General features: G+C 47.9%; 13 protein-coding genes. All 13 read right to left on the minus strand.

All coding sequences use genetic code 11. The annotated features are described in order from the left end of the window. Positions 1 to 310: 310 nt before the first annotated feature. Entirely contained in the window at positions 311 to 1,120 is an 810-nt protein-coding gene (locus H6G00_RS13320; RefSeq protein WP_190797101.1) for a hypothetical protein, read from the minus strand. 55 nt (positions 1,121 to 1,175) lie between these two features. Continuing rightward, positions 1,176 to 1,640, minus strand: a complete 465-nt coding sequence (locus H6G00_RS13325) for a GNAT family N-acetyltransferase (RefSeq protein ID WP_190797102.1) — start codon at positions 1,638 to 1,640, stop codon at positions 1,176 to 1,178. Between the two features lie 222 nt (positions 1,641 to 1,862). Then, positions 1,863 to 2,606 (minus strand): class I SAM-dependent methyltransferase, encoded by a 744-nt coding sequence (locus tag H6G00_RS13330; RefSeq protein WP_190797103.1) that lies wholly within the window; start codon positions 2,604 to 2,606, stop codon positions 1,863 to 1,865. Positions 2,607 to 2,911: 305 nt separating this feature from the next. Continuing rightward, a complete protein-coding gene (locus tag H6G00_RS13335; RefSeq protein ID WP_190797104.1) occupies positions 2,912 to 3,388 on the minus strand; it encodes a shikimate kinase in 477 nt (158 codons plus the stop codon). A 100-nt stretch (positions 3,389 to 3,488) separates the two neighbouring features. Next, complete coding sequence (locus H6G00_RS13340; protein WP_190797105.1) at positions 3,489 to 5,195, minus strand: hypothetical protein; 1,707 nt, start codon at positions 5,193 to 5,195, stop codon at positions 3,489 to 3,491. 142 nt (positions 5,196 to 5,337) lie between these two features. Then, positions 5,338 to 6,090, minus strand: coding sequence for a DUF6585 family protein (locus H6G00_RS13345; RefSeq protein ID WP_190797106.1), 753 nt, complete (start codon positions 6,088 to 6,090; stop codon positions 5,338 to 5,340). 43 nt (positions 6,091 to 6,133) lie between these two features. Next, positions 6,134 to 6,472: a hypothetical protein gene (locus tag H6G00_RS13350; RefSeq protein WP_190797107.1), complete on the minus strand. Its 339-nt coding sequence runs from the start codon at positions 6,470 to 6,472 to the stop codon at positions 6,134 to 6,136. A gap of 81 nt (positions 6,473 to 6,553) precedes the next feature. Continuing rightward, positions 6,554 to 6,898 carry a hypothetical protein gene (locus tag H6G00_RS13355; RefSeq protein WP_190797108.1) on the minus strand — a complete coding sequence of 115 codons (345 nt, stop codon included), beginning with the start codon at positions 6,896 to 6,898 and terminating at the stop codon, positions 6,554 to 6,556. A gap of 64 nt (positions 6,899 to 6,962) precedes the next feature. Further along, positions 6,963 to 8,273, minus strand: coding sequence for a calcium-binding protein (locus tag H6G00_RS36105; RefSeq protein ID WP_277881878.1), 1,311 nt, complete (start codon positions 8,271 to 8,273; stop codon positions 6,963 to 6,965). A 133-nt stretch (positions 8,274 to 8,406) separates the two neighbouring features. After that, the gene (locus H6G00_RS13365) at positions 8,407 to 8,682 is read right to left on the minus strand and encodes a hypothetical protein (protein WP_190797110.1); all 276 of its coding nucleotides are present in this window, start codon (positions 8,680 to 8,682) and stop codon (positions 8,407 to 8,409) included. After that, on the minus strand, positions 8,679 to 8,837 hold the full coding sequence (locus H6G00_RS13370; protein ID WP_190797111.1) for a hypothetical protein: 159 nt from the start codon (positions 8,835 to 8,837) through the stop codon (positions 8,679 to 8,681). The genes H6G00_RS13365 and H6G00_RS13370 overlap by 4 nt, the downstream gene beginning before the upstream one ends. Before the next feature lie 13 nt (positions 8,838 to 8,850). Beyond that, complete coding sequence (locus H6G00_RS13375; protein WP_190797112.1) at positions 8,851 to 9,924, minus strand: class I SAM-dependent methyltransferase; 1,074 nt, start codon at positions 9,922 to 9,924, stop codon at positions 8,851 to 8,853. Positions 9,925 to 10,149: 225 nt separating this feature from the next. Continuing rightward, positions 10,150 to 13,473 (minus strand): NB-ARC domain-containing protein (locus H6G00_RS13380; protein ID WP_190797113.1); only part of this gene is annotated, 3,324 nt, incomplete at its 5' end.

Genomic DNA, 13,473 nt, shown 5'->3' on the forward strand with positions numbered 1-13,473 from the left:
TCTTACTCACCGATATGTAGATACTAACTTTACTCTCAACACCGACAAATAATTTTTGGGTTGCACCCCACCGACAGCGCAAAGCCACCTAACTATTAATTAGACGGAACGTATTAGATGACAATGGACGAGGGTTCATGTCATCTTTTGGTGATCCGAGATTATTGGGGATTAATTCAGGCTCTTAGAGCAGCTTCAAACTCAGCATCCAGGTTGAACAATTTAACGATCGATCCTGTTTTCACCAAAAGCTGGGAAGAGCCTTAGGGGCTTGACATTTAATACTGTGGGGCAATCGAACGCCAACAAGCTACCGTAGGCGAGCGGCGGACTGCCGCAGATGTTGAGCACAATTGTCAGTAATCGGGCAACCGTGCGCGACAGAGATGACACGCAGATCAGGAATACCGTCTGCTAATGAGGTTAACCATGCTTGGTAGGTAGCGCGATCCTCTAGAAAAAACCAGCGCCCAAATCGAGTCATGCCAAAGAAACCGCTCGCCCCTAACCAACCAAACAGCGAACCGCGCTCAGGAATCGTCGCTTGCAGATAGGCTGGCGTTAGGTTAAACAGAATATCCGTAAAAACCAGTGCTTTTCCAACCGATAGGGGAAGCTCATAAACCAGTTCTTGCTCATAAACTCCCGCAGGTTGATGGCAGACAATTCCGTAAGCGGGTAAAATTTCCTCAGCTGTGCCATCGACAGCGACAACCGCTTCAACATACGGTTTTGCCGCTGCTGGACAAACGATTGTCAGTTGGGGATAACGCTGTTTATATACTGCCGCATCCAGGCGATGAATTCGATTGGGAACAATCAAGATAGCGGGAGTTCCTAATGCTTCTAGCTTCTGCATTTCTGCTTCGTTGAGAGCGATCGCACTGTGGATGAGAAGCGTCGCATCAGGTAGGCGATACAGAACCATTTCGCGGGGTGGCACAACGCCGGGCAGGATACCTGTGACATGCCAAAGTTGTGGGGCAAGTTCTTCGATCGACCCATGCGGCAGAACATGCGCCGTCCAGGCATTTCTCCCGGACTGGATAGCAGGCTTTGTTGTCGCGAGCGTAGAGAGAAATAAAGCCCGACCTAGCGAACGGTGAGATTTTGTGTTCATCGAATCACTTCCATTGATTGAGCGTAGAACTGAGAGCCAAATTTTTTCAATGGAGTTAGTTAAGGAACTTCTCCATCGCATAATTAATGAATGTTTCACCCCGTCGAGTAACTTCCTGCTCTTTAACAACTGAAAATCCCATCCGCTCAAAAAATGGCTTTGCAGTAATGCTGGCTTCAACAAATAGAAGCTTCAACTCTAGCTCAATCGCTTTTGCTTCGATCGCCTGATAGAGTTGCTTGCCTACTCCGCAACGCTGATAGTTCGTGTGGCAGTAGAAGCAGTCAATATGTCCACTCACTTCTAGCTCTCCAAATCCTGCAATGACACCTTCGTCATCCGCAACATAAGTAAATCGGCTTGAGCATACCTCTGTCCAATTTCTAAAGTGAACATCATCGGGTGCCCATGCATTGACTTGATTACTTGAGTAATCGCGAATATTTACTGCATGAACTGTGTCGTGAAACAACCGCGCGATTTGTTCAGCGTCTTGTGCTTTAAACAAGCGAATCTTCATTCTGCTTACTCCATTCATCGTTCTAAAGTGGTTTTGCCGACTGTGTTTGTAGTAGTTCAGGTTTAGAAGCTATGAGTTTTGAGTTCGATCGCTCCCGTTTCAAACTCGACCTTTAGCGTTTCTCCAACTGCGAGTGTTTTCCACTACTCTGTATCGACTTGCAGGCGCGATCGCTCAAGCATAAAGAATTTGTGCAAAAACTTACCAATACCTTTTGATGAATTACGGCTGAGTTCTTATGGATTTACGTGCAACAAAAGCAGCGTGGGCTTTTGGCAGTTTATACTTGCCGTAGCTCTGCATCACTTCAATGTGAAAACCGACTTGACGAAGTTGTTCAGCAACTTCTGCTACCTTGTAAAGCCGTAAACGATGGACTTCATCGTCTCGCCTGTATTGTTCTCCTACTTTTCGGAAAGTAATAATGCGACGAGTTAAGATTAACTGCTGGTCCTCTTCTTTCTCAACCAGCACGATCCAATCTTTGCCTTCCTTGAAGCTTTGTGTTTTATTTCCTGGCGTTGTCTGTCCTGGTTCTGCAATATCAAAGATGAAAACGCCTCCTGGAATTAATGCGTGATAGATGCGGTCGAAAAGTTGAGTCGGTACTGGGTCAGTATTATCTTTATCAAACAAGTAATTCAAACATTCCCCAATTGAAATCACCGCATTACAAGACGGAATATCGACTTTACACAACGATTCAACTCGATACTGAGCATCTGGAACTCTGGCTTGAGTAAGTGCAATTATCGACTCAGAGATATCGACTCCAAGCACCTGATAATGAGCTTTCGTAAGTTCTAACGTCGATCGCCCACTACCGCAGCTCAAGTGACCTCCTAAACCTTCTCGAATATTGTTTTGAGTCAGGATATCGAGAATACCCGGAGCAGATTTGAGCGCGTAATCACTGTGACCCGCATCGTGAATATAAGCAAGGTCTTCTTTGTACCAATCTTTCATATCCTTTCACCCAATGCGGAACGAGTTGTAATGGTTGTTTCAGTGGTCATCATCCTATCTTGTGATTGCTCTTGGGCTAAACAGAACCACTAATGTCTCGCCGATGGGCAGCGTATTCCATTGTTCAGCGTTAATCCGCAATCTTGAAGCGAGTGGATGTTCCGTTGTCACGAATGCACCCCATCAAGTTTTGTTTTCCTGCTTGTTTTGTAAATCGAATTTGCATGGCGATTCTCCTCTTGCTTGAGAGCTTAAGCTGTGGAAGATGATACGTTATCGCTAACCGCTTTATGCATCTTACAAATCTAAAGTAGGGTTTGAATCGCTGCTAAAATTTCGTCGTCGGTCGCGGGGTTATTGTTGTTAATTTCCAAATCCCAGTCGTACACAACCCTCGCTGCTATTTGGTTGTACTGTTCAACCTTATCGTCAGAAACTGGAATGTGATCAGCATTACTGCGATTTTTGACTCGTGCAAGGCAGGTTTCTATCTCGGCGTAAACTCGAATCATTTTGAGCGCATATTTCTTCTCTAGGGCGGCACGAAACCGATTGAATTCTTCGCCAGCACCCAAGCTTTCGATCATCACCTTAGAATGGCTTCTGAATGTTTCATCAATCACTTGCTCTACTTTTTGCCATCCATCTTCTCCAGGCTGTAAGCTCAACCAAATTGGTTCAACCCGAATAAATTGAATTTCTGTTCGTTGATTGATGAGTGTTCCAATGTAAGTTTTTCCTGCTCCTTTTGGAGCAATTAGCATATACAGAATTTGGCTCATCATTGTTTCCTTGAGTATCCAGTGGTTGTCGCTTGTCTAAGCGTTTAAGTTACCCTTTTGGTCGGTGTTGGTCAGCAGCCAACCAACACCGATCGTTTCCTTACCGTGAAACTGTAAGCGAGATGTCTGCATAACGCCAAGCTTGCTCAAATCGGGACTGTACCTGTTGTGCCTCCTGCTCTTTGCCCTGCGCTCGTAAACTTTGCACCAATCCATACAGCGACCAGCCGTTTTCTGGATAAGTCGCCAGATCTTCGTGGTAGGCTTGCTCCGCTTGCATAGGACGATTCGCTTGCAGCAGCACAGCTCCTAATGTTTGCCGCACCGGGGAATACCAGGGAGCGGGTTCGTCGTAATTGAGGCTGTCTTCGAGTTCAATGCCTTGTTGCAGATGCGCGATCGCCGCTTCAAAGTTGCCCTGCTTCGCAGCGAGTTCTCCTGCCAACACTTCAGAACCGATCTTAAGTAGATGAGCCGTAGTATTAATGTCCCAAATTGTTACCCCTTCCAGGGCAGGATTGGCAGCGATCGTTCTGAGTTTCTCGAGTTCCTGACTTGCTTGTTGAAGCTGACCTTTGGCGGTGTATGCCATACCACGAGCAAAGCGCCAAACCCCGGTTGGGTAAACCAAATCTTCAGCTGGAGCAGGTTGCACCAGAATCTCATCCCACATGCCGAATTTGACATAGGTGTAAAGCGGAATCACGGCGTAATGCTGTAAGGTGCCGTAGCCTGCTTCTCGAATTAAGGATTGATCAACTAGAGAAGCTGTGTCGTGAGCTGCTTGCAGTGCCACCTCTCGCTCACCTGACATCACAGCAGCGTACCAGAGAAAATGATGGTTATGGGGCATGTAGGCAACCGGGTAAGTGCCTTCTGGATCATGCTGGTGAGCATAATGGGCATCGGCGGCTGCCGCTAGTTGATTAGCAATAACTGCATCGTGGTAGCGTCCCACCCGGATGTAGATATGACCTGGCATGTGGATCAGATGTCCGGTGTTGATGTTGAGATCCCGCAAGCGATCGGCAGCTTGGGCTGCGAGTTCTGGACGTTCGGCTTCCACTGCATGAATGTACAGGTGCAGCGCTCCTAGATGATTTGGGTGACGTTGCAGCACCGATTCGAGCGTGGCGATGATTTCTGCCCCTTCGGGTTTTGGGGTGCCGTCCGCTTCCCAGTAGTCCCAGGGGGTGGTGTCCATCAGCGCTTCTGCGAACAGCGTGACGGCATCAGGGTCGTCAGGATACTGCTGCGCCACTTGCTGCATGGCGTTGGCATAGGCAAGATTGAGGGCTGTGCGGTCTTGGACGGGTTCAGCGGTGTAACGGGTGGCAAGTGCTGCAATGTAGGCTCGTTCTTTGGGGCTAGCATACTCACTGAGGGCGATCGCTTGTTGAATTGCTTCCCAAGCAGTGGGAACGGCTTCATCCTCCATCGCCGCATTGATGTTTGGTCCTAGCACATACGCCATGCCCCAGTAGCACACAGCACAGTTGGTATCGAGTTGAGCGGCTTGCTGGAACGATCGCAGCGCTTCAGCATGATTGAAGCCGTAGGACAAAATTAAGCCCTGATCAAAATAACGCTGAGCTTGCGGATTGCGAGTCGAAATCGGATGACTATAGCTGCCTAAACCCTCGAACAGTGGAATTGTAGATGCAGGAACATTTGGAACTTGAGCAGCATAATCGTCTAGAGAATGAGCGATCGCGCTTCCCACCCAGCCGATTGGATAGGTCAGCAGTAGCGTGGTGAGGAGCGATCCAACGAACAGAGTTTTGTAAGATTTCAACCGTCGATTCATGGTAGTTACCTCATAGAAAAGAAAAAGTAGAGTTTGGGGAGGTGCAGCGCGATCGCGTTGAGCACTCACTATTAGCAAGCCTGTTCAGACACGCTTCCTGTTGATTCCCCTGCAATCGATATGCTCTTCGTTTGCGAATGATTCAAAACTGACTAAAAGTATCGTCGCGCTTTTCTAAGTTTTGAATGCGATCGAGTAGGGCAAAAAACAGTGCCATGTTTGGAAATGTCTTTTGATCGAGACGTGCCCAAAATTGTTGCTGACCCTTCTGCTTAATCTCGATAAAGGTGTGAATATACTTGCGAGTTCGAGATTGAATTACCGTGGCAGAATCAAACTCGTACCAGGATAAATGTTTCTTGCCCATTACCAGTCCATCAGGGGTCACAGCCAGATGCTTGAAATCAACAGGTAATCCTTGGCGGTAGGTTGCGATCGCATTCGGCAATTGCTCGCGTACCATCTGTTCCTGCAAGATGTAGCTTAAATCTTTAATCTGCGCGAGATGCTCATCAAACTGCAGCTTGCGCCCGTCTTTGGTTTGCAAAGTACATAGACAGCCTGTGATTCCTCCTAACCGGATGATTGCAACCAGTAGAGTTTCCACATTTGTATAGAACACTATGACAGATTCAGATTTGCGTTGATCGATCAAACCATGCTCGTAGAGTAGGACAACAGGTTGAGGCGATCGCCATCGCTGCCACGATCGACGAGCAAAGTGAATTGCGAGAACGGTTGCAGGAATACCAATTAAGAACAACCAGCTAAACAGCGAAACCGGGATCATTAAACACCAGACCACAAATAGCCGTTTGGCTTTCGGTTTGTGCCAATTAAATTCTCCAAGGAGTTGACCTAGAGCTTGAGGGGCGAACAATGCGGAAGAGTTCATAGCTAGACTCTGAATGAACAATATTGTTAGAGGATCGGAAGCTTCACTTTCTTCTCCAGCAAAGGCTGGTTAATCCTGCTGAGGAAAGGCTCAGACCTGGTGCAAGACCGAAGCCAATCCAAGCTTTTAGTAAGGCAAGAGCATCATCGGGGGTGGGGGCTCCAGCGCCTGGAGGTGTGATAGTTCGGAACTGTGACAGGCTCCACGATGTTGTGAGCAAAAGAGTAAGAGTCGCGCCCATTCCACAGTAAGCAGCAAGAACGCATCGTTGAGATCCAGTGTGTTGTTGCAGCTTAGTGATTAATAACAAAATGCCAGGTGTGCCAATCACAATGCTGCCAATCAATCCGATTAACAAAGCGAACAGAATAAACAGCGCCATAGCAATTCCAATAGAGAAAGAGAAGACCAATGGAGGCAAAATCGGCAGATTGAACAATCTTTTATGCCGTTAATGTGAAATTCAACTTCTTCTCCAGCAAAGGCTGGTTAGTCCTGCTGAGAACAGACTTAGCCCCGGTGACAGACCGAAGCCGATGAACGCTTTGATCCAGGCAACAAGTTCATCAGCAGAAGGACCTGTACTTAGATGAGCCAGGTTTAGCGTCAGAGATAGGCTCCATAATGCAGTGAGTAAGAGTGTGGCGACCCCGCTCAGTCCGCAGCAAGCAGTGAGGGCAAATCGTCGAGAACCGCTGTATTGTTTCAGCTCAGTTCTTAGCAGCAAGACGCTGGGGACACCAATCACAACGCTGCCCACTATTCCGATCGCCAAGATTAACAAAGCAAACACAATATACGGTTCCATTGCAAAATCTCAATGAAGAAAAAGAAGGGCAGCAGACATAACGCTGCCCGATGAAGGCACCTTTTTATGCCACTAAGGTGGGCACTTCCATACCTTTGAAGCGGGTGAAATCAACGGTGACGAAATCAGCAGCAGTAATCTGATTTGCTTTAACGTTGGAAAGCACTGCAAGCCGATGATCGCCCACACCGACTATGGTGTTTTTGCCCTGCTGCACAATGTCGAGAATTTCAGGATTCAACTCCATTGACAGACCCAGCCTATCCCTGCCGTTCTGGAAGTCTCTGATCACATCTACGCCACTATCGAGCGTTAGCACAAAGGTGTCTCTGCCAGTGCCGCCTATGTGAACGTCACGCCCTGCCCCGCCATAGCTAATGTCGTTGCCAGTGCCACCATTAATCCTGTCGTTACCTGTGCCACCACATAGAGCATCATTACCGCCCATGCCCAGAAGTCTATCATTACCACCTTCGCCGTAGAGAATGCCGCTCTGATTTTGTCCGATCAGATTCTGGCTGGCGTTAGTACCACGGATAACAGGTGTGTTGTTGTTGAAGCTGGACGTTGATGAGGTGAAGGTGTTGTAGTCTACATGCAAAGAAACTCTTGCTCTGTCACCAGAATTTCCCTCTACCGTAATGAGTTCTCCCTCACGTTTAATTGGAAACGTACTAGCTGTTCCAGGTTGAACTTCATTTTTGAGGGCGTTAAATGTGAAATTTAGACCTGTTCCAGAACCAGGATTAATATCCGCCGTATCGTCAGAAGGAGTATCATCCTCCTTGACGGAAACGCTTCCATTAAACACTGATTTGTTGATATCAACAGATTTGTTCAGAGTGAAGTTAGGGCTGATATCGTTGTCGTTACCAAAAACCCTGCTTTTCAAGTTTGTTCCGTCAAGGGAGCTGTTGATGAAAAAATCAGCCTGACCGAAATTTGTAAATGGAACCGGAGTGTCAAAGCTACTGAGCGCCGTAACCCGATCGACTGTCACACTCAACTCGGCACGAGTAACCGCAGTTCCGCCAGCGCTGAGCGTGTAGCTGCCACTGCCAGTTGATTTAGTGACAAACAAGCCGTACTCACCCGTCGGCAAATTGTCAAACGAGATTCCTTCTGTGGCAGTTCCGGGATTGAAAGAAGTTCTGATCGGTTGACCACTGCTATTGAGCAGAACCAAATTGGCATTAATGCCTTGCGGAACCAATCCAATCCCGCCTTTAATGGGGCGATCGACCTGAAACTTGAAGAAATCAACCGAATCAGTGCCGACTAACTCACCCTTAACAAATGGGCTATTGCGAATGTTGCCTAGATTAGTTGCGGTCGCGATCGTATCGTTGTTGGGGGTTTCAAATACTTGTGCCATTGTAGACTCCTTAAGAATGTGGTTGAACTTGAGAAATTTGGACGCAAGAACTTTGGACAATGAAGGTGAGTTCATTGCTGCAATGCAAAGAGCAGACTGTTAGATTGAGCCGAAGTTGACTCAAATCATGGATTTATTCGTAGTAGCGGCGATCGAGCCATTCCCGTACTTCTGCTTCGGAATTGAAGAAGACTCTGCGCGCTAGCAGCGGATCGTAGATTACCCAATACCCAATACCCGATCTGCTTGTGAGTGGGTAAATCTTGAGTTCATTGATAGCAATGATCGATTCAACAATTCGATTCCAAAGGCGAGCAATGTTTGAGGTCAAGCTTAATTTTCTGTGTTTATCTGATGCTGAATGAATCACAGCTTCTAGGGTTTGGTAATTCACAGATTGTTGTTTCATGATGTCTTCTCCTGAGTCAATTGAATTGATTGAGTTTGAGAGGGTTCAGTCAATGGCTTAGCCGCGATCGCTGATGCAAATTGGCTGAGATTAAGGACAAGCGAATCCTGAGGAGCACGGGGATACCGTGCCGCGAGTACACAGATTTTGCACATGGTTTTGCCTGCTCTAGTGCTTGCGAACGATGTAATAGTCGTTCTGAAAATCGTGCGCTAGCTGCTTAATTTCGACTTGCTTAAACCCTGCGTTCGCCAGCAGTTCTAGCGCCTTTTCTTTGCCCCACATTGCGCCTAATCCCATGCCGCCATAGGCCAACGAAACACTCATGCAGTGCATACAGGAGACGGTGTAAAGCAAAGGGGCGATCGGATGATCAAGGTTGCCACCGACATCGGTTGTGGCGTGAATGTCCTGCATTAGATAAACGCCATCCGATCGCAGTGCGTTGTGAATGTTTCGCAGCACCACATCTGGCTTTGCCTGATCGTGAACTGCATCAAAGGTGGTAATCAAGTCGTAGCGATCGCGCTCCTCGATCATTGCGGCATCCTTGACCTGAAACTCGATGTTGCCCAGCTTTCGCAGTTGAGCATCTGCAGTTGCATGGGCAACTGCTTCTTCAGAAAAGTCGTAGCCCGTAAAGCGGCTGTTAGGAAAAGCTGCCGCTAGCTTGTTGAGGGCACGTCCGCTACCACAGCCCACATCAAGAACAGCAATGCCTTGTTGCAGCGATTCGGTCAGTCCGGGAATCAGCGGCAAAACGTGATCAAACAGTGCAGACACCGTGCTTTGACCACTATCCTCTGCCATCACCGCGTGAAAGCGTTTGTACTCAGAATAGGGAACCCCACCGCCTTTGTAGAAACAGTCGATGATTTGCTCTTCTACCGATCCAAGCAGCGGAATGTACTGAGCAAACACGGCAATATTGTCAGAGGCGACCACTCTGGTGAGCAGTGCCGCGTGTTCTGCGGGTAGTGTGTAGGTTTTGGCGATCGCGTCATACTCAACAACCCGACCTGTTACCATTGCTCCCAACCACTCGCGCACATAGCGTTCGTTGAGTCCGGCAGCGTCGGCAATTTGCTGACTGGTGGAGGGCGGCAGTTCTGCCATCGTGTCAAATAGTTCGGTGCGATGTCCGATCGAGGTCATCAGAGCAATTGCCCCACTGTTGAGGATGGTGAGCATTTGATCGGCGAATGCTTCGGCTTTAGGGGTATCGAGGGTTTGAGCAGTCATAATTGGCTCCTGGGCTAACAGATTTCTGATGCTCTGTTTGCATCTGAAATCAAGTTAGCGATCCGACAGTTCCAAAACCGTTCCAAAACCGCTCCCAACGCGTTCCCAACGCGTTCTCCAAGCTCTCCCGAAGTCGATCGGCTCAATCCCTGAAGACTGAAAAGGTCTGAAAAAGCCTGTTTCTCTCAGAATTGAGGAGCTAGGTACCTGAAGATTCGCGTTAAGTTAGACTGCTTCGATCGCTCCTAAAGCTTGGAGTGTGGCTTTCTGGGCTTCGGTGATACCTGTAACGCCCGTGATGTTCATTCCTTCATAGGGGCGATCGGCTCTCAGCGTCTGCAAACATTCACCTGTTTTGGTATCCCATTTTTTGATTGTTTCATCTGAACTGCCGCTGATCACAGTCACGTTATCAGAACTCCAAATCACTGACCAGACTGAGCTAGTATGTCCCTCTAAGCTGTTTAAGAGCTGACCAGTTGCAATATCCCACAGCCTCACCATTGAGTCATGGCTGCTGCTAGCAAGCATTTTGCTATCTGGACTGAATGCGACTGCCAGGACTGAACTTGGAAACCCCTGCAAAGTTTTCAAGACTTGTCCAGTTGAGAGATCCCAAAGCTTCACGGTTGTATCAGCACTCGCACTGGCAAGTGTTTTGCCATCTGGACTGAGTGCCATTGACCACACACAGTTAGTATGACCTTCCAGGGTATTCAAGAGCTGACCAGTAGAGCTATTCCACAATTTCACTGTCTGGTCAAAGCTGCTGCTGCCGAGCAGCATACCGTCATAGCTGAATGTGACTGAGGTGATCCAATCAGTATGTCCCTGCAAGGTTTTCAGAACTTGCCCACTAGAGGCATTCCAGAGCTTGATAGTTGTGTCCGAACTGGCACTAGCAAGCATTTTGCCGTCTGGACTAAATGCCACTGACCAAACCCAACCCGTATGTCCCTGCAGCGTTTTGAGGATTTGTCCACTAGAAACATCCCAAAGCTTCACAGTTTCATCAGCACTTGCACTGGCAAGCGTTTTGCCGTCTGGACTAAATGCCACTGACCAAACCCAACTTGTATGGCTCTGCAAGATGCTCAAAAGCCGCCTACTATAGCTGTTCCATAGTTTCACCGTTCGATCAACACTACCACTGGCAAGAAGTGTATCATCAGGGCTGCGGGCGATCGTCCAGACCCAACTGCTGTAGCCATGCAAGGTTCTCAGCACTTGTCCACTCAATGCATTCCACAATTTCACCGTTTGATCGTGGCTGCCACTAACGAGGGTAGCGCCATCTGGACTAAACGCAACGGCCCAAATTTGATCTGTATGTCCTTGTAGGGTTTTTAGAAGATAACCCGTGGCAACATCCCAAAGCCTGATCATGCGGTCAGGACCGCCACTAATGAGCGTTGTACTATCAGGACTAAACGCGATCGACCAGATTTGACCTGTATGTCCTTGCAAGGTTTTCAGAGGATGACCCGTGACAACATCCCACAATCTGATGGTTTGGTCATGACTGCCGCTCGCCAGCGCAGCACCATCTGAACTAAAAGCGACCGATCGCACCCAATCAGTATGTCCCTGTAAGGTTCTCACAATTTGTCCTGTGCCAATATCCCAGAGCTTCACGGTTTGGTCTTGGCTCCCGCTAGCCAAGGTCATGCCATCCGGACTGAATGCCACTGACCAAACCCAACCTTGATGTCCTTGCAGTGTTTTTAAGAGTAGCCCTGTGACAACATCCCACAGTCTCACGGTTCGGTCTTGGCTGCTGCTGGCAAGCATTTTACCGTCGGGACTAAATGCGACTGACCAAACCCAATCCGTATGTCCTTGTAAGGTCGTTAAAAGTCGTCCAGTTGCAATATCCCAAAGCTTTACCGTCTGGTCAGCACTGCCACTAGCGAGGGTCGTACCGTCCTGGCTAAATCTAACCGAGTGAACTTCATTTTGATGGTTATCAAAGGTTAAAAGGACTTCCCCATTTGCAACGTTGTACAACCGAATTTGATTGTTCGCAGCTCCGATCGCGAAGGTTTTGCTATTTGGGCTAAAGTCAACTGCATAAATAGCTCCAAAGGTTTGAGAAAAAACAGAATTGGAGAAGTTTGCAAGCGTAAAATTCACATCATGCAAGGTGGTTTTTTGCAAATAGGCATGTCGAATCGTTAGATTGGAGATGTCGTAACCAGTTAAATCTATTTGCAAATTAATACATAGATTAATCCAGTTACCTGCGCCATAGCCAGAGAATGAATCAGCCTGGATACGCAATAGCTGGAGAATTCTTAGAAGTTGCTGTATGAGCGATTGAGTACTGCTGTATTCTGCTCGTAATTTTTTAGAGATTACACCTAAAATCAGTCGAGTTTGACTCAGACGAACATAATCTTTCCCAGTAGTTTTAATGAGCGCATAGTGCGTGAAGAAAGATAAATTTTCGGTAATTAGTTCAGTTGCCACTTGTTCGGTAAACGAATCGGTGACATACTCCATCACAACGGATTGTTGAGTATAGCTGCCCGGTGGCTTTGCCTCGCCTTTGGGCGCGCGCTTCTCAATCAAACTTCGCCGTCTCAAAGACTCCAACGCTTCTAATAAATTGGCGCGTGAAACGGACGGAATAATGTCTTCTGCTAGCTCTGCGATCGTCGTCCACTCCCGATTAATCGCCAGCCAGATCATCACCGTTTGTTCTAAATTCGAGAGGCGGTTAAATTGTTCTTCTAGTAACCGTCGAACGCCATTAAATAGAATCGCGTTCTGCTGCAAAAACTGCTCAATGTCGCCGTCAAATATATCTTGGATTGAGCTAGCTACAATTTTAAGTGCTAAGGGATTGTAGCCATACTGTTCCGCCAATGTTTCTTTATCTGCCGCCGATCCAAACAATCTCTTCGCTTCAATTAGAGCTTGAGCAGTTTCAGGCGAGCCGTCTAATGGAAGCGATCGCACCGCTTCCGTCCCTTCTAAAACTGCAATTTCAGATGGTTTCTCGCGACTGGTGACCAACACACAGCTCTGGTGCTGCACTTCACATAGCATCTTCAATAATTCACCATAGGATTCGTAACCGGAACGATATTGCCCAGCCCGATCGCCTGCTTGAAAAAGCGTTTCTGCGTTGTCCAGCACGACTAAACAACGACGCGATCGCAACCAATGAATCAACCGCCCGACTTCTAATCTTGTCTCCTGTTGATCAGAAACAAACGGCACAAGCTCTGCCAGTAATGTTTCGAGGAGTGGCGCATTCCGCAGCGATCGCCAGATGACACACTCAAACTCGTGCTGGATGTCCTGAGCGAGTTTGACCGCGAGGGTGGTCTTACCAATGCCGCCCATGCCCAGCAGCAAAACTAGACGGCAGTGGTCTCGCACGATCCAGTGCTGAAGAGTCGATCGTTCCGTTTCTCGACCATAGAAGATAGAGACATCGATCGCTTCACCCCAGTCAGTGGCGATAGATGCTTGAATAACAGCGTTTCGAGAAGCGGGAGCGGATGCGATTGTTTCATTTGTCGGCGAGTTTGTGGCTTCTTC

Origin of the sequence: Leptolyngbya sp. FACHB-541, assembly GCF_014695875.1 — a bacterium.
GTDB lineage: Bacteria > Cyanobacteriota > Cyanobacteriia > Elainellales > Elainellaceae > JAAUTN01.

What these genes read in the sequence shown, in the direction of transcription:
- H6G00_RS13320 (WP_190797101.1), bottom strand. Translation starts at nt 1,120, where the DNA reads ATGAACACAAAATCTCACCGTTCGCTAGGTCGGGCTTTATTTCTCTCT.
- H6G00_RS13325 (WP_190797102.1), bottom strand. Translation starts at nt 1,640, where the DNA reads ATGAAGATTCGCTTGTTTAAAGCACAAGACGCTGAACAAATCGCGCGG.
- H6G00_RS13330 (WP_190797103.1), bottom strand. Translation starts at nt 2,606, where the DNA reads ATGAAAGATTGGTACAAAGAAGACCTTGCTTATATTCACGATGCGGGT.
- H6G00_RS13335 (WP_190797104.1), bottom strand. Translation starts at nt 3,388, where the DNA reads ATGAGCCAAATTCTGTATATGCTAATTGCTCCAAAAGGAGCAGGAAAA.
- H6G00_RS13340 (WP_190797105.1), bottom strand. Translation starts at nt 5,195, where the DNA reads ATGAATCGACGGTTGAAATCTTACAAAACTCTGTTCGTTGGATCGCTC.
- H6G00_RS13345 (WP_190797106.1), bottom strand. Translation starts at nt 6,090, where the DNA reads ATGAACTCTTCCGCATTGTTCGCCCCTCAAGCTCTAGGTCAACTCCTT.
- H6G00_RS13350 (WP_190797107.1), bottom strand. Translation starts at nt 6,472, where the DNA reads ATGGCGCTGTTTATTCTGTTCGCTTTGTTAATCGGATTGATTGGCAGC.
- H6G00_RS13355 (WP_190797108.1), bottom strand. Translation starts at nt 6,898, where the DNA reads ATGGAACCGTATATTGTGTTTGCTTTGTTAATCTTGGCGATCGGAATA.
- H6G00_RS36105 (WP_277881878.1), bottom strand. Translation starts at nt 8,273, where the DNA reads ATGGCACAAGTATTTGAAACCCCCAACAACGATACGATCGCGACCGCA.
- H6G00_RS13365 (WP_190797110.1), bottom strand. Translation starts at nt 8,682, where the DNA reads ATGAAACAACAATCTGTGAATTACCAAACCCTAGAAGCTGTGATTCAT.
- H6G00_RS13370 (WP_190797111.1), bottom strand. Translation starts at nt 8,837, where the DNA reads ATGTGCAAAATCTGTGTACTCGCGGCACGGTATCCCCGTGCTCCTCAG.
- H6G00_RS13375 (WP_190797112.1), bottom strand. Translation starts at nt 9,924, where the DNA reads ATGACTGCTCAAACCCTCGATACCCCTAAAGCCGAAGCATTCGCCGAT.